The sequence below is a fragment of the Pseudobacter sp. genome (assembly GCF_051955275.1).
GTDB lineage: Bacteria > Bacteroidota > Bacteroidia > Chitinophagales > Chitinophagaceae > Pseudobacter.
Window position 1 is genome coordinate 39,123 of sequence record NZ_JBQCGW010000191.1, and the last position, 19,883, is coordinate 59,005.

Sequence of the window (19,883 nt, forward strand, 5' to 3'; positions counted from 1 at the left end):
GTATACGCCTACCTATACCTCCTTCAGCGTAATTGGTTTGAAAAGGTAAATTCAAACCGGAATTCTCCCCATCTTTTCCCCTCTCATCACAAGAGGATTTTTTCCGCTTGGCAATTAATTGTAACTTTGCATGACCTCCCGGAATTATTCTTCATTTGATTCCCGTTGGTCAAAATGGGAATGGGGTAGTCAATCAAGACAAAAGTATCATACAAAGATTTGGACGTCGGATTCGATGTGGCTGATCGCTTTTATAAATACCTGTCCTATTTCAGCCAAAATTCAACAACACCAGACGAAATTTGTAAACAGATAACCATAGATTATGGCCAAGTATATTTTTGTTACCGGAGGGGTAACTTCTTCATTAGGTAAAGGGATTATTGCAGCTTCGCTGGCTAAATTGCTCCAGGCAAGAGGCCTCCGTGTCACCATCCAGAAATTAGATCCCTATATCAACGTGGATCCGGGAACATTGAATCCTTATGAGCATGGTGAGTGTTATGTTACAGAAGACGGTGCCGAAACCGATCTGGATCTCGGTCACTACGAGCGCTTCCTCAATATCTTCACTTCCCAGGCCAATAACGTAACCACCGGCCGTATCTATCAGACCGTTATCAATAAAGAAAGGGAAGGGGCCTACCTCGGTAAAACCGTACAGGTGATCCCGCATATAACGGATGAGATCAAACGCAGAATGCTGCAGCTTGGCCAGACCAAAGAATACGATATCGTGATCACCGAGATCGGTGGTACCGTAGGTGATATCGAGAGCTTACCCTTCATCGAGGCCCTGCGCCAGCTGCAGTGGGAGCTTCCTGAAGAGGACACTGTGGTGCTCCACCTCACGCTGATCCCTTACCTCAAGGCAGCCAAAGAATTAAAAACGAAACCCACCCAGCACAGCGTGAAAATGCTGAGCCAGGAAGGTGTTCACCCGGATATCATCGTGTGCAGAACGGAAAAACCACTCGGTCCCGAACTGCGCCGCAAGATCGCGCAATTCTGTAATGTGAAGTCTGAAGCCGTTATCGAAGCAGCGGATGCACCAACCATTTATGAAGTGCCTCTGCTGATGATGCGCGAAAAACTGGATGTGATCTGTATGAAGAAACTGAACCTCACACAGACCCTCACAAAAGAACCAGACCTCAACCGCTGGAAAGAGTTCATCGATAAACTGAAATATCCCAAGAGCCAGGTTACCATCGGCCTTATAGGAAAATATATCGAGCTGCAGGATGCTTACAAATCCATCCTGGAAGCATTCGTTCATGCAGGCGCTATCAATGAGTGCAAAGTACAGGTAGTGAATGTGCATTCAGAGTTTATCACAGAAGATAATGTGGCAGAGAAACTGAGCAGCCTCGATGGCCTGCTGGTTGCTCCGGGCTTCGGTCATCGTGGTGTGGAAGGAAAGATCATTGCCGTGAAATACGCACGTACGCAGAACCTGCCGTTCTTCGGTATCTGTCTGGGTATGCAGATGAGCGTTATTGAAATGGCGCGGGATATCCTCAACCTGAAAGAGGCGCACTCCACAGAGATGAACCCCAATACGCCTGATCCGGTGATCGACCTGATGGAAGAGCAGAAGAATGTAACGGCCAAAGGCGGTACCATGCGTCTGGGCGCTTACGACTGTTCCATCAAAGAAGGCTCCCTGGCTCATAAGATCTATGGCAAAACAACCATCAGCGAGCGCCATCGCCACCGCTGGGAGTTCAACAATAAATACCTCCCTCAGTTTGAAGCAGCCGGTATGGTAGCCAGCGGAAAGAATCCTGAAAGCGGACTGGTAGAGATCGTGGAACTTCCCAACCACCCATTCTTCATTGGTGTTCAGTACCACCCGGAACTGAAGAGCACCGTGGAGAACCCGCATCCGCTCTTCGTTCATTTCATCGCTGCGGCCAAAGACCACACCGAAAAGAAGAATGAAGCGAAGAATCCCGCTATGCAAGGTGAAATGATCTAAAGAAATACACTGGTTTTCCGGCAGTTAGACCTCCAGCAGGTTTCTGACTGCCGGCAGGCCAAAACCCCTATCTTTGCTCCCTCTAAATTGATAGTATAATGAATATGGACCGCAATACGGTGATTGGCTTCGTGTTACTTGCCGTATTATTATTCGTTTACCTGTTTACTGCCACCAAGAACAGCAATGAAGCGCAAATGGCCAAACAGCGTTACGAAGACTCTGTTTCCCTGGTGAAATTCAAGGCAGATTCCCTGGCAGCACTGAAAGATGTTGCCGCAAAACAGGCCGTTATCGACAGCAATGTAGCAGCTCCACAGGTGGAAGCCCTCACTGTTGTTGAAAACGAAGTGCTGAAGATCACCTTCACCAACAAAGGTGGAAGACCCGCCAAAGTTGAGCTGAAACATTACAAATCATTTACTGACAGCTCCCTGGTAGTGCTCAATGGTACCCCCTTCGATAAGATCTCTTACGGAGTGAATGTGGCGCCCAACCAGGCCAGCCAGACCTCTGAACTTTTCTTCACACCCGGTATTGTTACAAAGAATGCAGACGGTTCACAAACCGCCGTATTCACGCTGCCTTCCGTTAACGGTACTATCCAGCACAGTTTCGTGATTAAGCCGAACGCTTACATGATCGACTGGAACGTACAACTGAACGGAGCAGACAAACTGCTTACCGCCGGAATGGTGAACCTCACCTGGCAGGCAAAGACCATGCTGAATGAAAGCGACCTCGATTACGAGCGCCAGCAGTCTACTATTTGCTTCTATGAGGATAACGACTTCGATTATATCATGTCCAAAACGGACCATAAGTTTGAAAAGCCGGTAGAATGGGTAAGTGTAGCCCAGCAGTTCTTCAACACCACCCTGGTGAGCAAGAACAAATTCACTGCCGGTGAGATCAGGTGGTTCCGTCATACAGACGCCAATTCAAAAGTACTGGCCGAAGCCACTACCACGCTGCAGACCAAACTGCCGCTGGGGGCTGCAGCCGTGCTGCCTATGCAACTGTACTTCGGGCCTACTGATTACAAGATCCTGAAAGCACAGGATGCTCCTGAAATGGACAAACTGGTGAACCTGGGTCGTGATATGTACACCTTCGTTCGCCCGATCAACAAGTACATTGTAATGCCTGTGTTCAACTTCTTCGGAAGTTTCATCGGCAGTTTTGGCCTGGTGATCGCACTGCTCACACTCTGTATCCGTCTCATCACTTCTCCGCTGGTTTACTCCAGCTACCTGAGCGGTGCTAAGATGAAAGCGCTCCGTCCTGAGATCGAGAAGATGAAAGCCAGACTGGGCAACGACCAGCAGGCGGTAGGTATGGAGCAGATGAAGCTCTTCCGCGAAGCAGGGGTGAACCCGCTCGGTGGCTGTATCCCGGCCCTGTTGCAGATCCCGATCTTCTTTGCGTTGTACAGCTTCTTCAACTCAAACATCGCACTCCGTGGTGAATCATTCCTCTGGGCAGATAACCTGGCTTCATATGATATCCTGTTCCAGTGGAAAACACATATCTGGGGTATCGGAACGCATATCAGTTTGTTCACACTTACTGCCGTGATCACCAGCTTCCTGATCTCCCTGTACAATATGAACATGACGCCGGATCAGAACAATCCCGCGCTCAAGTACATGCCGTACATCTTCCCTTTCATCCTCTTCTTTGTATTCAACCGCCTGCCTGCGGCCCTCACCTGGTACTACACGGTATCCAACGTGATCACGCTCCTGTTGCAGTGGGTGATACAGAATTATATCATTGACCACGACAAGATCCTGGCCAAGCTGGAAGAGAACAGGAAGAAACCGAAAACACAGAGCAAATGGCAGGAGCGCTTGACGCAAATGCAGGAAGCTCAGAAAAAGATGCAGGAAGAAAAAGCGAAAGGCAGAAAGTAAGCTTCGCCTTAAAATAACAGGAGGGGTTAACCGAGAGGTTAACCCCTTTTTCCTTGTCAGATTTACTCAGAGCCCAGTCACTCGCCAGAGGCCAGTGACTGGGCTCTGCGAAATTACCTGCATGGGCATGCGTACTTTTACTATATTATGAAAAGGTTCTATTTTAATGGCAATTAATTACTACAAGCACCTCGAAACATACCTACGAACCGCCTTTAACATATTATATAATTTCGATGGGTTTTTAATTGGATTATCTAATGTCCCTTCGAATGAAACAAAAATACCTTGTCAGCGCAAGGCTGAAAGCCTTTGTGCGCGTGCTCTTACCATTAATCTTACTCTATGCCGGTCATGCAAATGCCACGGACTATTTTGTTACCAATGGTAACAATGCCGGTGCCGGCTCTCTGCGTCAGGCTATCCTGGATGCCAACGCAAATGCAGCAGGCGCTCCGCACACCATTACTTTCACTTACTCAGGTGTGGTAACGGTTTCCGCTTCTCTTCCCACTATTACAAGACGTGTAACCATCGACGGTGTTGACCGCACCACGCGCATCCTGAGTGCGCCAGGCGGAAACAACACGGTGGCCCTGTTTGTACTGGGTGCCGGTTCCGGTGGATCAACCATCAGGAACTTCACGCTCAGAAACACAGGGGTGAACGGTGTACACCTCACCGTGGCACTCACCGGCGTTACGCTGGAAAACCTCACCATCAGCCAATCAGGTGTGCATTACCTGAACAGGGGTGTGATGACCAATGCTGCACAGACCAATCTCACCATCCGTAATGTGAAGGTGACTGGCCTGGAAGACAAACAGATCGCTATCCATTTTGCAGACAAGGTCACCAACCTGCTGATGGAAGGAGTGGAAGTGTCAGGCGGCGGCGGTGTTTCCGGCAGGGCTGTACATTTCCAGGGCATCGTTACAGGTGCCATTATCAGGAACAGTCTGTTCAATATGGATGATCCTGCTTCGGCAGATGACGGAGATTATGGCCTCTTTTTTGCAGCCAATCATTCCGGCGTTGAGATCGATAATACCACCTTCAATAACTGTGAAGTACATGCGATTTACGCAGCTGCAGCCAGCAGTAATTTCACAGTCAGGAGCTCCACCTTCAACAACCTCGTGGGCAGCGGATCCGCAGTACATGTGAAATTGCTGGGAAATACCAATATTGTCTCTTTTGATAATAATACCTTCAATGCCGATCAGCAGAATGTATCGGATGATGCGGATTACGCCATTCTGTTCCCTGCTGTAAGCAATCAGCGTGTGACTCTCACCAATAATAAATTCTTCGACTACGATGTACAGGCTGTGAGGATGGGAGACAATCACTCCAATAACCATGATAATATCCTGATCCAGGGCAACGAATTTGCCCGCAACGGCACTTTGGCCGGTGATCAGGGCGCATTGGTGATCTGGACGCGCAATACCACTTCCGATGGCGGTCCTGTACTGATCACAGAAAATATTTTCAGGAATAATACCGGTATTGCAATCGGATTATATCCTGCCAATGGAATTACTTATGTAGTACCCAACTTTACCATCAGTAAGAATACCATTTACGGAAATACCGGCACACAGGGTGCTATCGATATCCGTTGGATTGATAAGATAGTGATCACACAGAACAGCATCTACAATAACCGCGGCTTGGGAATCGATCTTTCAGGCGAAGCCAACTGCGGATATGAAGGTGTGAACAGGCCACAGCTGATCAGCTCAACTGAAACTGCTGCCGGTGTGTACAATGTGGTAGTGAAGATGCCTACGCTTTGCGGCACCAACGCCTGCAGCCTCGAGCTCTTTGCCAACAACGCAGGCACTACCGGTGCATCCGCCCAGCATTATGTAAATACTTATACGGGCCTCGGTTCCGGCAACCGGACACTCACTGGAGTGTCTGCTGCAACCATTACCGCGCTGAATCAGGCTCCTTACGGTTTCTGGGCAGCCACACTGCGAGTGAACAATAACTGCGGAACTTCAGAGATCAGCAACCGCATCGGTATCAAACCAACAGGCCCGGCCGGAGTAAGCGCCGGCGTACAGCTCTGGCTGAAATCAGACGACTTCAATGCAGGCAACCTGGTTGCCAATACAGGTTGGGAAGATGCGAGCGGTAACAACCGTAACTTCAGCACCCTGGTCAGTGATCCCGCAGCTGTGAAGTCAGGGCTGAACTTCAACAATTATGTAAATTTCGATGGAGATGATTATCTCTATTCTCCCGTATATGGATATGCAAGCGGATTCTCTGCGGGTGAAGTGATCACTGTACTTCGCGCAGCTACCAATAATGTGAACAGGGGGTATCCTTATGATTTTGGTGGAACACCAAGAGGTATCCACTATTCCTGGAATGACCAGGCCATCTATACCAGCTTCGGTACCAATGACAGGCTGGGATATATTCCCAGCAACAAAGTAGTGAAGGATGCAAAAGCCGCCACTACAATCACAGGTGGCAATATCAATATCCTCAGCTGGAACATTATGGGTAACTATGCTGGCGCCGGATCATGGGGGCTTGATTTCAACGGCGGACAACAATCTGCAATTTCCACTGCCAATACTGCCAACTTCACGCTGCCTGGCAACAGGGAGTTCATTGCCTATGACGGTAGCTCCAAGCTGGCTTTTGCAGGGGATATCGCAGAAACGGTATTGTATAGCCGAAGATTATCTGAAACCGAACGCAGGCAGATCAATACTTACCTGGCCATCCGCAGCGGTATTACACTTTTCCATGATTATCTCGCTGCCAATGGCATCACTACCATCTGGAGTCAGACAGGTAATGCCGGTTATAATAATGGTATCGCCGGATTGTACAGGGATGACCTGGGTATTATCCACCAGCGCCAGGCTAAAACTATCAGCATGAACGATAGTCTTACCGTGGTGATGGGCAACAAGATCTTTTCTGCCAACGATGATAATGAAACCGATATCGCCAACGACCGTGCTGCAATGGTTTGGGGCAATAACAAATTGGGCACAGCATACAGTGTTACCGTAACCGGTACCAATGTAACCGCCCGTCTGGCGCGTGTCTGGAAAGTACAGAAAACCAACTGGTCCGACGCACAGGTGATCACACTCAAATTTGTAGGCGCTACTGATAAGAACTATCTTATCATCAGCAACAATGCGGGTTTTACCGCTATCACCCATGAAGTGAAAATGAACAAGGATGGTTCTGTTACCATTCCTTCTTCTTACCTCGCCGATGGGGCCTTCTTCACTTTTGCCCGTCAGCAGTTTTATCCCGGTGGTGTGGCAGCAGGCCTCGCAACCTGGATGAAAGCCGGTGATGACTATACACTCAGCGGTACTACCGTTACATCGGTGATTGACCAGGCCCCTGCACAAAGGACCTGGACACGCATGTACAACCGCACACTCAACTGGTTCAACACCGGGTATAACTATAACGCTTATATCCAGTTTCCGAATAATGAACACCTGAACACGCCAGCATTTACAACAGCATTCACCAATGGAGAAGTGTTCTCTGTGCAGGCTTCAGCATTGGTAAGGGACGGCTCAGCAGTAACCACCTGGTCATTTCCCTTTCAGCTGGGTGGGGTATCCACGTCTACGGCACCGCCCTCTTACCGTAATACCGGTAATGCAGTATGGCCCACCTTTGGTTCAAGCGCAAGGCTGACCTTCAGCGCGGCTCCAAAGGACCTTGCTATACCCACAATCCTTAACCTGGCTTCAGGTGGTAACAGATGGTCGGCCAATATCGATGGCAGGTCCATTGTGAACAATGCAGCCAATACCACCAACTTCACCGGACCCAGTTATATTGGCGCTGGTGGTGCAGCCTTCTTTACAGGAACAATTCCGGAAGTGATCATGTACAACAGAAAGCTGGATGCTACTGAAAAACTGAAAGTAGGAAGCTACCTGGCAGTCAAATACGGTGTAACCCTGGAGCAGTCAACTTCCGCACTGGATTATATTGCCAGTGATGGTACCGTTATCTGGGCCAGTTCCGCCAATGCTGCTTACAAAGCCAATATCACTGCCATCGGCCGTGATGATCTGAGTGCACTTTACCAGAAGCAGAGCCGCAGCGCCAATGCAACCACCGCCAGCTATTTTACAATTGCTGCTGGCCAAGCAGTGATGCCTTCCAATGATGAGAATACCGATGATATCATTAATGATAAATCATTCTTCTTCTGGTCTGATAACAATTTAGCAGTGACTTATAATCTTGCTGTTACTGGTGAGAAGGCCACCATGCGTATGCCCAGGGTCTGGAAAGCGCGTAAGAGCAACTGGGCAGATATGCCACTCACTTTGAAGATGCATTATCCTGCCAGCAACGTTTACCTGCTGATCAGTTCGGATCCAACCTTTGCTACAATCAATGAAGAGATCCCTGTAAACGCAGATGGAACGGTAAACTTTGAATCCGATGCTATTCCTGATGGCGCTTACTTTACGTTTGCAAAGGAGATCAAAGGTCCTGGTTTTGTGAATACCGGAGTACAGTTCTGGCTGCGTGCAGATGATGGCGTTAGTTCCGGATCAAGCTGGAATGACTTCAGCGGTAATGATAACAATGCGGTGCAACCCACTGTTGCCAGTCAGCCTGTTTTCAATGCCAGCAATACCAATTTCAATCCCGGTTATGTACTGGATGGCGCCAATGATTTCATGAATTTCCCTACCAATGCAGGTATCAGCGGAACTAACCAGTTCACGGTGGTGAGTGTTAGCAAAAGAAATCCGGCAACTACCAGTGATATCATCCTGGGTGCGCCAACTGATGCCACCAATGGTTTCGCCTACGGTTACACCGTAAATAAATTCTTTGTAACCGCCACCACAACCGGATTGGTTACATCCACGGCTAATTATACCACCGCCAATGTTCCCATGCTGCATGCTGCCACGCGTGCTGCCGGCAATGTGTTCAGTCTGTACACCAATGGAGCTGCCGATGGCGGGGGAACAGCAGCCTGGACCCTGTTGAGCAATAACTTGCGACTCGGCTGGCGTGGTGGTACCACTACTGACCAATATGCAGGTAGCATCAATGAAGTGGTGGTCTACAATCGTGTACTTACTGCAACTGAGTTGCAGCAGGTGAACTCTTACCTCTCGCTGAAACACGGTCTTACACTTGCAAACGGTACACAGGATTATATCGCAACTGACGGTACTACCAGAATGTGGACCGTTTCCAAGAATACAGGTTACGTGCAGGGCATCGCAGGCCTTGGCCGCGATGAAGCCACAGGCCTCAACCAGAAGCAATCCGTTTCTGCCGTGGATAATACTGTTACCATGGCACTGGGTGCATCCGTCTTCCCAACCAATGCGGAGAACCCCAATGAGATGGACGATCTCAGCTTCTTCACCTGGTCAAGCAATGGAAGCCCGGCCCTGTTCATGATCCCTGTTACTTCCACCCCCAATGCCACTACAAGAATGGCCAGGGTCTGGAAAGTAGACAGGACCAACTGGACTGATCAGGATATCACTATCAAATTTGCCCAGAATGGTGACCGTTACCTGTTGGTGAATACCAGCGATGATCCGATGTTTGGAGCCACCGGCACCACCGAATATGCCCTCAATACTGCAACCGGCTCTATTACCATCAATACTGCCGATCTGCCTGATGGCGCTTATTTCACTGTTGCCAGTAAGCTCACAGGCCCCGCCTGTGTAAATGGAAATATCTCAGCCTGGTTACGTGCTGATTATGGTACATCCACTCCGGGCAACTGGATCGATTTCAGCGGCCTGCAAAGGCATGGAATGCAGGGAACTGCTGCAGCCATTCCTGCAGTGATTGAAAGCTCAGTGAACTTCAATCCTGTTTTCAGGTTCAATGGTACCAGCCAGTTTTTGAATATCACACCCAATGTGCTCAACCCCGGAAATAACAACTACAGTATCATTGCGGTAACCAAACCCAATAATATCAATGAAAGGCAGGTGTCTTACCTGGGAGCTATCCCTGCTTACCAGGGCGTACTCCTTCAATACAATAACAATGCAGGTGCCGGCGGCCTTGCCAACATTGAAGCCAGCTGGCCTAACAACGGTTTCTGGGGCGGCGCTACTGCTGTTAACAAAACGGATCTCCTGTTAACCACCTATGATAAAACAATTGGCAGAAGACTCCGCCAGGATGGTTCGCAGGTAGCGGCCAATGCAGATGTCACCAGCTTCAATTATGTTCAAAGCTTGGGCACCATCGGTAATTTAAACAATGGGTTCTTCTATAGCGGTGACATTGCCGAGTTCATCGTTTACAATAACAAAGCACTCACAGGTACGGAACTGCAGCGCGTGGAATCCTACCTCTCACTTAAATATGGTATCACCATGGGCGCAGGTGCTGTAAATTACCTGGGCAGCGATGGTACTACCATTATGTGGGATGCCGCCGATAATGCCGGATACAATTTCCATATCACAGGTATCGGTCGTGATGACTGTACCGAGCTCTACCAGAAACAAAGCATCAACAGCAATGGTGGTATCCTTGCGTTGGGAGTTGGTGAAATTTCAACCTCCAATGTGCTCAACACAAATACCATCGAGAATAATAATTCTTATCTCTTCATTGCTGACAATAACCTGCCTGCAGATTACACGGAAACCCTCAGTGGCCTGAACAATCTCACTTCCCGCATGGCAAGGATATGGAAGGTTGATAAGACCAATTTTGCTGACCGCGATGTGAACTTCAAACTCACTGGTGGTAATGAGAAGATCTACCTGGTAGTGAGCGCAACAGATAATGTGTTCGATGGAACAGATGCTGCTTACCAGTTGGATGCCGATGGTAATGTATCGGTTCTTACTGCAGATCTACCTGATGGCGCTTACTTCACTTTTGCAAAAGAACTTCGTGGACCTGGTTATGTGAACGTAGGTATCAATCTCTGGCTGCGTGCGGATGATAATGTATCCGCTGTTGATAACTGGATCGATTATAGCGGTAATGATAATAATGCTATTCAGCCCACTGCGGCTAATCAGCCTGCATTCAATAACGCTACTACCAACTATAACCCTGGTTTCGTATTCAACGGTACCAATTCTCAAATGACTATGACCCTGGCGAAGTTTCCGCTCGGGACCTCTCCCAGAACATTGATCAGCGTAGGTACGCCAACCAATGTAACCGGAACCCGTTATATGTTTGGATTTGGTAACAATACTGCCAGTGCTTATAATTCGCTGGTGAATGTGGCAAACGCTATCACCTATTCCGGGTTTACCAACGATGTTTCAGGTGCAGCAGGAACGGCTGTGATCAATGTACCCCAGGAGGTAATGGGTACATGGGTTGGTGGCACTAACGGGCTGGCCAGTCTGTACAGCAAATCAAGATTGCTTCTGTCTCAGAACAAAACCTGGAACACCGGCACTACAGGCGGAGCATATGTGGGAATGTTATCCAACTCCACTCAATTCTGGCAAGGCCCTCTCAATGAAGTGATCACCTACAACAGGGAACTTGCCGCCTTCGAGCGTCAGCGTATCAGTTCTTACCTGGCCATGAAATACGGATATACCATGGATCAGACCACTGCTACCAGCTATGTAGCCACTGATTATGATGGTACTTCCGGAACCACTTACTGGGATGCAACGGCTAACGCCACTTACAAGAACAATATCGCAGGCATCGGTCGTGATGACAAGACCGGCCTCAATCAGAAACAAAGCCGCAGCGTGAATACCGCCGCCAATGGTAATATGATCGCTATCGGTCTGAATACAATTGCCACCACTAACCTGGATAACTCCTCCTCCTTTGCTGATGACCTCAGCTTCCTGGTATGGGGAGATGATGGTCTGACCGGCACGAAAACCACAGAGTATCCGACCGTGCTGGATCCCGGCTCCTGTAGCAAGATCACCCGCCTCCAGCGGGAATGGAAAGTGCAGAAAACAGGATCTGTTGATGTTGTGCAGATGCAGATGTTCCTCGCAGGACTGGTACCAACCAGCACGTCATTGAGTGACCTCAAACTGCTGGTTAACAACAGCAGCGATTTCACTGCCGCCAGTACCTCCGTGATAGTACCAACCTCGTACGATGCAGTTACACAAACAGCCACTTTCAGCAATCTCAGCCTCGCCGACGGTCAGTACTTCACACTGGTTACCGACCTCACCAACGAAGCGCCCGGTGGCGTGAAGGATCCATTGTTCACCTGGTACCGTGCAGATAAAGGAGTTACCACTGCAACAGGCGTAAGTGCATGGGCTGATCAGAGCATCAATACCAAAGATGTAACCCAGGCTACTGCTGCTGCACAACCTGTTTACAATACCACCAACAAGCTGTTCAACTTTAACCCAAGCATCACGTTCAACGGAACATCCACTGTGCTGACCAATGCTACTATCAGCCATAGCGCGGCTGCGGCAGGTGAAGAAGTGTTCACGGTACTGATCCCCCGTGATGGAGACTTCCTTGGATTGGGAAGAACAACTACCGGCACAGAACAGTTCTCCAGGTTCTACACCAATGCTTCCGGTCAACTGGGCTGGGTGAGCAGGGTAGGCACCAATGCAGGAAGCCTGTTGACCACTGCCAATAACCTGGGTAAGATCCAGCTGGCGAATATGCACCGCAGCGCTTCTCCGGCAGGAGCAGGTGTGATTGAATACAACGGTGCATCAGCTATTACCGGAGCTCAGAACTTCTTCCCGGTGCAGAACCAGATCAATATAGGTTCAAGAAGATACAATGCTTCCGGTTCTGTTGCCAATGACCTGTTCTTCAATGGCGAGTTGGCGGAAGTGGCCGTGTTCAGCCGTGAGCTCACAGCCACGGAGCGCCTGAAAGTAGCCAGCTACTTCGGTCTCAAATATGGCCTCACCCTCAGCCATGATTATATGGACCCCGATGGGACCGTACTCTGGAATGCAACAGCCAATGCTACTTACAACTACAATATCACCGGTATCGGTCGTGATGATTGTAATGGCCTTCACCAGAAGCAATCCCGTAGCGTGAACAGCGCCGAAGCCCTGATCACACTGGGTAATGGAATGGGGATCGCCACTACCAATACAGACAACTCCAATGACCTGGGCAATAAATCTGCGCTGGTACTGGGCGATGATAATGCAAACAGAACTGACTGGACGGTCACTAATGCACCTGCTGATCGCAAGCGTATCGCCAGGACCTGGAAAGTGCAGGAAACAAATACGGTTTCTTCTGTAACTATCCAGGCGCCGGCAAGCACCAGTGCCAATGCAGTGAAACTGCCGCTTGAAAAAGCCGGTAAGATGTACCTGCTGGTGAGCAACAGTGCAGACTTCACGGGAACCGTTGTTGAGATGCCGATGACACTCAATGGTGATGTATGGGAAACTTCCTATGATTTCACCGATGGCCAGCACTTCACATTTGCAACCGGTGGTGATTGTGTGGACAATGAAGCCGTGCTCACTGCTTACAATGCAGAAACAACTGCGGCTACTGATAAGTGTTATACCGATGGGTGGATCCTCTTCAAAGACCCTGCAGACGCCGGCAAATACATTGCAGCCATTTACGATCCTGCGCAACTGATCGACCGTACGAAGATCACTGCAAAAGTGAACGTGAATGCAGCTTTCAATGATCTCGGAAAAGGAACTGCACAAAAAGCCTCACGCCTCATGCGCCGCCTACTGGAAATCAATTGCGCCGGTTGCTATGATGCAGTGGCCAATCCGCAGCCTGCCTTTGTGGTAAGGATGTTCTACGCTTCCGCTGAAAAAACAGGAGCTGAAAATGTGGAAACGAATAATATCGAAGCTATCAAAACTGCCAACGGTCTAACCGATGCGCATTCCTTCAGCTGGTTCAAAGCGGGTAATATGACGGCCGCACAGGTTGTTTCAAGGCTCTCGGCCGAGGGAATTGGCGGCGGCGGACAGGAGTGGGTAGATGGCGCCCTGGTAACAGGCACCATGGATGGAACAGAGTATGTTGATTTCGATGGCGTGAATGGCTTCTCTACATTCGGTGGTATCTGGACTGTCAACCTGGAGCAGGTTCTTCCGGTAAGCTGGGGCGAAGTGAAAGCCGCACCGGTAAACAACCAGTACATCCATGTAAACTGGACCACGCACAGCGAGCTCAATAACCACCATTTTGTGGTAGAAAGAAGCGAAGCCGGCGGAACATTCACCCTGCTCACTACTGTAGGAGGAAGAGGAACTACGAATGCTACCAACAATTACAGTTTTGACGACAGGAATGTGAGATCAGGCATTCTCTACCAGTACCGCATCCGCCAGGTGGATATCGATGGCAGAAGCAGTTTTTCCAAAATCGTGGTAGCCCAGCTGGCCGGTAATGGAGAAAAAGGCCTGGTGATCCGTCCGAACCCGGTTGTAACCAATACCCTCCGTTACGAGATCTCCGTTCAGCGTGGTCAGTACATTCAGGCCAATGTGCTGGATGCTGCAGGAAGGGTGCTGGCAAAATCAGCCTTCAGGGCCAACAGCGGCTGGAATCAGTTCACAACAGGAGTAGCTGCGCTGAGCAGGGGAACTTACCTGCTGCAACTGATCCTGGAAGACGGATCGATCATCTCGGAACGATTCATCAAAAAATAAAACGAAAGCCCGAAGCCCTTCACTTAGGTTGCGGCTTTAATTACAGAAAGGAGCCCGCACAACATGGTTGTTGCGGGCTCCTTAATTATAGCTATCTTGTTAGAAATCTGTTTTTTATTATTACTTTAGACAACGGTTAAGGCCATCCGTACCGTCTTAATGATATCAACCAAGCCAGCATCATGAAAAAGTTTACCCTCTTACTGGTTATTAGCACCCTTTGGACCGTTTTCGTTCAGGCCCAGAAAAAGATCTCCGAACTTACCATGGTTTATGATGCTTCCGTCTCTACCGGAAGCGCTGATCCCAAAATTGCCGACGCCTTTGATGGCGCCACCACTACCGTTTATATCAAAGGGAATATGAGCCGCTCCGAAATGGTCAGCGCGCTTTTTTCTTCCACTACTATTCATGATTCCAAAACAGGATCAGCTGTAGTGCTGAGAGAGGTAAGCGGACAAAAACTCCTGATCCGCATGACAGCCCAGAACTGGGCCGAAAAGAATAAAAGATACAACGGTATTACTTTCACCAATACTTCAGAAACCAAGACCATCGCGGGTTACAAGTGCACAAAAGCCACTGCCTCCCTGACTGATGGAACTGTTTTCACAGTCTATTATACCTCAGATATCATTCCCGAGAACAGGGATTATGATTACCAGTTCCGCAACCTGAACGGATTGCCGCTGGAATACGAGCTGGTACAGGGAAAACTCACCATCAAGTACACGGTGAGCAGCATCAATATGAACCCGGTACCGGTTTCTAAATTCGACCTGCCTAAATCAGGGTACAGGGAGATGACCTACGAGGAAAGCAAGAAAACAAGCCTGTAAATAAGCAGGGGCACTGATTAATTTGAGTGTGCCCAGTCGCTTGCATCCCCGCCAGTGATTTCTATTTGCTCTCCTCTGGCGAGACCTGGTTCCCCGGAGGCGAAGAAATATTTGTCACTCGTGACCCCGCGAACGACGGCAGCCCCAGAATATAAGACATAAAAAAAGCCAGCCTCATCGGCTGGCGAATATTTTTACGGCGATTAAATTCCTGCTCCAGATATTGAAGGTCAGGCGGTTGCCTGGGCGATACAACAGTAAAGCGGACTATTTCCGCAAACGTACCTTCAGATCCAGTACGTTCAGATTAGAACGGAACGTAGGCTGTGATTTGATCTTTACCGAGCTGGGCAGGATGAAGATCTTATTGCCTTGTTCATAGGTAACCAATGAGTTATAAGTGATATAACTATTGGCCTGCTGACTCCGGGACAGTTGACTACCCGAGTATAGAGGCCCCGCCTTCAGGGTGAAACCATTGGTTGTCCTGATAGGGGTGAATTCAGGCTTCAGTGGAACATTCGATTGGCTCTTCTTCCCACCTCCGCCACTACTGGCCAATGCAAGCGCCACTGTCCCAATCATCGCGCAACAGATGATCGTACTTCTTAGCATTTGGTTAAGTTTTAGCGTAAAGTTTGCCTGCATAATTAGTGCAAAAATATATAAAAAAATTGGGATTCCTTTAACCGTTCATCCAGCTCTTTATATTTCTTTTAACGCTTAAGATGCTAAAATGTTACAGTTTGCATAAAATGATTCCTTTTTTTACCGGAATGTTGCATCCCGGACATAAATTGTTGGCTTACAGGCAAAACTTATGCACGGCTGTCAATAACAAAACTTGGCCGGACCATCCAAGAGCGGTATTTTACATAAACCATTACATTGATTCATGAGAGATAACCCATCGAGCCAGAATAACGACGAAATCAAAGAATTGGTAAAGCAGTTCCAGAACCTGAAAAATGGCAAAAGCCACTCTTTCCTGGATGAAGAATCGTTCGAAAAGATCATCGACTACTATGATGACGAGGAAGATCTCCAACAGGCACTCATAGCCGCAGAACTGGGGATCGAGCTCTTCCCGTACTCTTCCATATTGCATATCAAGAAAGCTGACCTGCTCATCGCCACCCGCCACTATACAGAGGCACTGGAAGTACTGAGCCACGCGGCTGTGCTTGACAGTAATGATATCAACCTGTACATCCTCAAAACGGCCGCCTACCTGGCGCTGGACCAGCAGGAGAAAGCAGTACTGCTCCTGGAAAATGCCCTGGAACTTTTCGAGGGACAGGAGCGCATCGAACTGCTTTTTGAACTGGCAGATGTATACGATGATTACGAAGAATTCGATAAAATCTTCGATTGCCTTAAACTCATCCTGGAACAGGATCCTACCAATGAGGAAGCCCTGTACAAGATCTGCTTCTGGACAGACTCTACCGGTCGCAATGAAGAGAGCATCCGCCTTCACCAGGATATCATCGATGAGCATCCCTACAGCGAACTGGCCTGGTTCAACCTCGCCGCCGCTTACCAGGGGCTCAAACTCTACGAAAAAGCCATCGACGCCTATAAATACGCCGTGGTCATAGACGAGAAGTTCGACTATGCTTACCGCAATATGGGAGACGCGTTCATCCGTATCCGTAAGTACAAGGATGCGATAGAAGCATTGGAGAAAGTACTGGAGCTTTCAAGGCCGGAAGATGTGATCTATGAAGCCATCGGCCATTGTTATGACCGCCAGAAGAACTATGCCCAGGCAAGGTTCTACTATCGCAAGGCTTCGCACCTCAACCAGGAAGACAGCAAGTTGTATTTCAAGATCGCCTGCACTTACATGAATGAGGGACAGTGGACCGTTGCCATCAAGCAACTGGAAACTGCCATGCAGATCCATCGTTTACAACCGGAATACAACCTGGCCATGGGAGAGTGCAGGATGCAACTCGGGGATTACAAAGAAGCTATACAATATTTTTCTAATGTAGTTGGTCAGCGCCCCAGGAATGTTACCAGCTGGGAATCGCTGATCCGTTGCCTCTACCACGGCGAATTCTATGAAGAAGCCCTCGAACAGGTGCAGGCAGCACTTCATATGACGAATGATAAACCTGTGTTCAGGTTCTACCTTTCTGCCGTGTATCTCGCACTGGGCAAGACCAAGGAAGCATTGCTGCAACTGGAAAATGCCATGAGCCAGAGCCCGAAGCTTTTGAAGAAGATCGTGGAACTGGATCCTTCCATCCTGCAACACCAGCTGGTGGCTGATATTGTGGCCAGATTCAAGAAGAATAAATAGGACATGATTTAAATCCTGTTTGCATTTTTCATTATTCCCTATTTTTGCGGCGACTTTAGAAAATTCCTAAGTGTAAAACCAGACGAATGAATTTCAATCTTTCTCAGATCCCCGAAAGGACTCCTCAGCCCCGTACGGATGGTGTAACCATGGTAATGGACAAAGGCCTAAGTATCCCTGAAGTAAAAAATTTCATGGAGATCTCCGGCCCGCATGTGGATATAGTGAAGCTGGGCTTCGGCACTTCTTTCGTAACCCCTAACCTGAAAGAAAAGATCAAGGTTTATCAGAGCTACAATATTCCGATCTATTTTGGCGGAACACTTTTTGAAGCTTTCCTGATCCGTAACCAGTTTGATGATTATATCAATGTCTGCAAAGAATACGGCATTTCTTATATGGAAGTGAGTGATGGTTCCATCACTATCCCCCATGCGGAGAAATGCGGATATATCGAAAAGCTCACCAAGCATGGTACAGTGCTCAGTGAAGTGGGTAGTAAAGACGCAGCCCATATCATTCCTCCCTACAAATGGATCGAACTGATGCGTGCAGAGCTCAATGCAGGTTCTTCTTATGTGATCGCAGAAGCGCGCGAAGCCGGTAACGTGGGTATTTACCGCGGATCAGGTGAAGTGCGTGAAGGCCTCGTGCAGGAGATCCTCACACAGATCCCAGGCGAGAAGATCCTCTGGGAAGCGCCTCAGAAAGCACAGCAGCTGTACTTCATTGAACTGCTCGGTTGCAATGTGAACCTCGGCAATATCGCTCCAACGGAAGTAATTCCCCTGGAAGCTATGCGAATTGGTCTCCGCGGCGATACCTTCAGCCTCTTCCTCAATAACGAAGTAAACCAATGAAACGGTATGGCCTCATCGGCTACCCGTTAAGTCACTCTTTCTCGCAACCTTTCTTCACGGAAAAGTTTGCAAAGGAAGGGATCAGGAACTGCGTGTACCAGAACTTTCCCATCCCCGATATCGATGCGCTGAAAGAAATTCTGGCCAGCCATCCTGACCTGGCGGGTTTCAATGTGACCATTCCATATAAAGAACAGGTACTTCCATTTTTACATCATATGGAGCCGGTGGTTAAAGCCATCGGCGCCTGCAATTGTATCCGCATTGAAAACGGTGAACTCACCGGTTTCAATACGGATGTTCTTGGCTTCGGCAGAAGTCTCAGTGAATTCCTGCAACCCAGCCATCGCAAGGCACTGGTGCTGGGCACCGGCGGCGCTTCCAAAGCCATCTGTTACGTACTGCAGCAGCATAATATCGACTACCTCATTATTTCCCGCACACCATCCGCAGAAAACCAACGCAGTTATGAGCAGATAACTCCTGCTATCGTTGATGAGTATACGCTGATTGTGAATACCACGCCCGTGGGTATGTACCCCAAAGAAGACGCCTGGCCTGCATTACCTTATGAAGCCATGAGCGCAAAGCATTATCTCTATGACCTGGTGTATAACCCGGCCAGAACACAGTTCCTGCAAAGGGGAGAAGCGCAGGGCGCTGCCATCAAAAATGGAATGGATATGCTGGTGATCCAGGCGGAAGAGAGCTGGAGGATCTGGAATCAGAAATAATTCTTTCGCAGTGCCCAGTCGCTCGCGTCCCCGCGAGTGACGTCTATTCCGTCGCCTCCCGGCTACACGGTGTTCGCCGGAGGCGAACCAATATAAGTAACTCGCCAGCGGCGAGCTACTGGCCGCACGCTAAACTTTGTGGCCACCCCTGATTACTTTTCTAACTTTGCTTTTGCTTCAGCAGGAATAGCAGACACCTTCTTCTTCTCATAATCATAACAGACCATACCTGTTTTGGCTGCTGCCACCAGTACAGTTTTCCCCTCGGTTTCTTTTTCCAGCTTGTAATACAGATCGAAGGAGATCTTAGTGATATCTCCCGCTGCTACAGATACTTTCACTGCATCGCCATAATGCAGTTCCGCTTTGTACTCAATGCCAACATCCGCCATGATGAGGCCGGTGCCGGCAAAGTTCAGTTCTCCGTAACCCAGCTGGTGCAGGTATTGCACGCGGGCTTCATGGATGAGCGAAAGGATGGTGTCGTTTCCAACGTGGTTGCCGTAGTTGAGGTCTGTGATACGGACAGGTATAACCGAAGTAAATGCAAAATCAGTGGGGAGCTCAATCTTGATGCGTGGCATAGGTATTATTTATCCTGAAGAAGT

At 48.8% G+C, this 19,883-nt stretch carries 9 protein-coding genes; 7 read left to right on the forward strand and 2 right to left on the reverse strand.

The genetic code is table 11. From position 1 onward, the window contains the following. Window positions 1-325: 325 nt before the first annotated feature. From ACTHMC_RS16620 to ACTHMC_RS16635, 4 genes are all read left to right on the forward strand, one after another. Entirely contained in the window at window positions 326-1,981 is a 1,656-nt protein-coding gene (locus ACTHMC_RS16620; protein ID WP_440414711.1) for a CTP synthase, read from the forward strand. A gap of 104 nt (window positions 1,982-2,085) precedes the next feature. After that, window positions 2,086-3,897 carry a membrane protein insertase YidC gene (yidC, locus tag ACTHMC_RS16625; protein ID WP_440414712.1) on the forward strand — a complete coding sequence of 604 codons (1,812 nt, stop codon included), beginning with the start codon at window positions 2,086-2,088 and terminating at the stop codon, window positions 3,895-3,897. Between the two features lie 272 nt (window positions 3,898-4,169). Continuing rightward, entirely contained in the window at window positions 4,170-14,531 is a 10,362-nt protein-coding gene (locus tag ACTHMC_RS16630; protein ID WP_440414713.1) for a LamG-like jellyroll fold domain-containing protein, read from the forward strand. A 182-nt stretch (window positions 14,532-14,713) separates the two neighbouring features. Beyond that, the gene (locus tag ACTHMC_RS16635) at window positions 14,714-15,370 is read left to right on the forward strand and encodes a hypothetical protein (RefSeq protein ID WP_440414714.1); all 657 of its coding nucleotides are present in this window, start codon (window positions 14,714-14,716) and stop codon (window positions 15,368-15,370) included. Between the two features lie 267 nt (window positions 15,371-15,637). On the opposite strand, the gene ACTHMC_RS16640 is transcribed toward ACTHMC_RS16635, so the two are convergent. Next, window positions 15,638-15,985, reverse strand: coding sequence for a hypothetical protein (locus tag ACTHMC_RS16640; protein WP_440414716.1), 348 nt, complete (start codon window positions 15,983-15,985; stop codon window positions 15,638-15,640). A 280-nt stretch (window positions 15,986-16,265) separates the two neighbouring features. Here ACTHMC_RS16640 and ACTHMC_RS16645 point away from each other — a divergent pair, with 280 nt between their 5' ends. The 3 genes from ACTHMC_RS16645 to ACTHMC_RS16655 all read left to right on the forward strand — a co-directional run bounded on the left by ACTHMC_RS16645 (window position 16,266) and on the right by ACTHMC_RS16655 (window position 19,275). Further along, window positions 16,266-17,681 (forward strand): tetratricopeptide repeat protein, encoded by a 1,416-nt coding sequence (locus ACTHMC_RS16645; RefSeq protein ID WP_440414717.1) that lies wholly within the window; start codon window positions 16,266-16,268, stop codon window positions 17,679-17,681. Window positions 17,682-17,767: 86 nt separating this feature from the next. Then, on the forward strand, window positions 17,768-18,541 hold the full coding sequence (locus tag ACTHMC_RS16650; protein WP_440414719.1) for a phosphosulfolactate synthase: 774 nt from the start codon (window positions 17,768-17,770) through the stop codon (window positions 18,539-18,541). Then, entirely contained in the window at window positions 18,538-19,275 is a 738-nt protein-coding gene (locus tag ACTHMC_RS16655; RefSeq protein ID WP_440414721.1) for a shikimate dehydrogenase family protein, read from the forward strand. Before ACTHMC_RS16650 ends, ACTHMC_RS16655 begins: the two co-directional genes overlap by 4 nt. Window positions 19,276-19,427: 152 nt before the next feature. Here ACTHMC_RS16655 and ACTHMC_RS16660 read toward each other — a convergent pair whose 3' ends face one another. Beyond that, window positions 19,428-19,859: an acyl-CoA thioesterase gene (locus ACTHMC_RS16660; protein WP_440414723.1), complete on the reverse strand. Its 432-nt coding sequence runs from the start codon at window positions 19,857-19,859 to the stop codon at window positions 19,428-19,430. Between the last annotated feature and the right edge of the window lie 24 nt (window positions 19,860-19,883).

Coding starts and splice junctions, on each gene's coding strand:
- ACTHMC_RS16630 (WP_440414713.1), top strand. CDS start 4,170: ATGAAACAAAAATACCTTGTCAGCGCAAGGCTGAAAGCCTTTGTGCGC.
- ACTHMC_RS16645 (WP_440414717.1), top strand. CDS start 16,266: ATGAGAGATAACCCATCGAGCCAGAATAACGACGAAATCAAAGAATTG.
- ACTHMC_RS16650 (WP_440414719.1), top strand. CDS start 17,768: ATGAATTTCAATCTTTCTCAGATCCCCGAAAGGACTCCTCAGCCCCGT.
- ACTHMC_RS16635 (WP_440414714.1), top strand. CDS start 14,714: ATGAAAAAGTTTACCCTCTTACTGGTTATTAGCACCCTTTGGACCGTT.
- ACTHMC_RS16620 (WP_440414711.1), top strand. CDS start 326: ATGGCCAAGTATATTTTTGTTACCGGAGGGGTAACTTCTTCATTAGGT.
- yidC (WP_440414712.1), top strand. CDS start 2,086: ATGGACCGCAATACGGTGATTGGCTTCGTGTTACTTGCCGTATTATTA.
- ACTHMC_RS16640 (WP_440414716.1), bottom strand. CDS start 15,985: ATGCTAAGAAGTACGATCATCTGTTGCGCGATGATTGGGACAGTGGCG.
- ACTHMC_RS16655 (WP_440414721.1), top strand. CDS start 18,538: ATGAAACGGTATGGCCTCATCGGCTACCCGTTAAGTCACTCTTTCTCG.
- ACTHMC_RS16660 (WP_440414723.1), bottom strand. CDS start 19,859: ATGCCACGCATCAAGATTGAGCTCCCCACTGATTTTGCATTTACTTCG.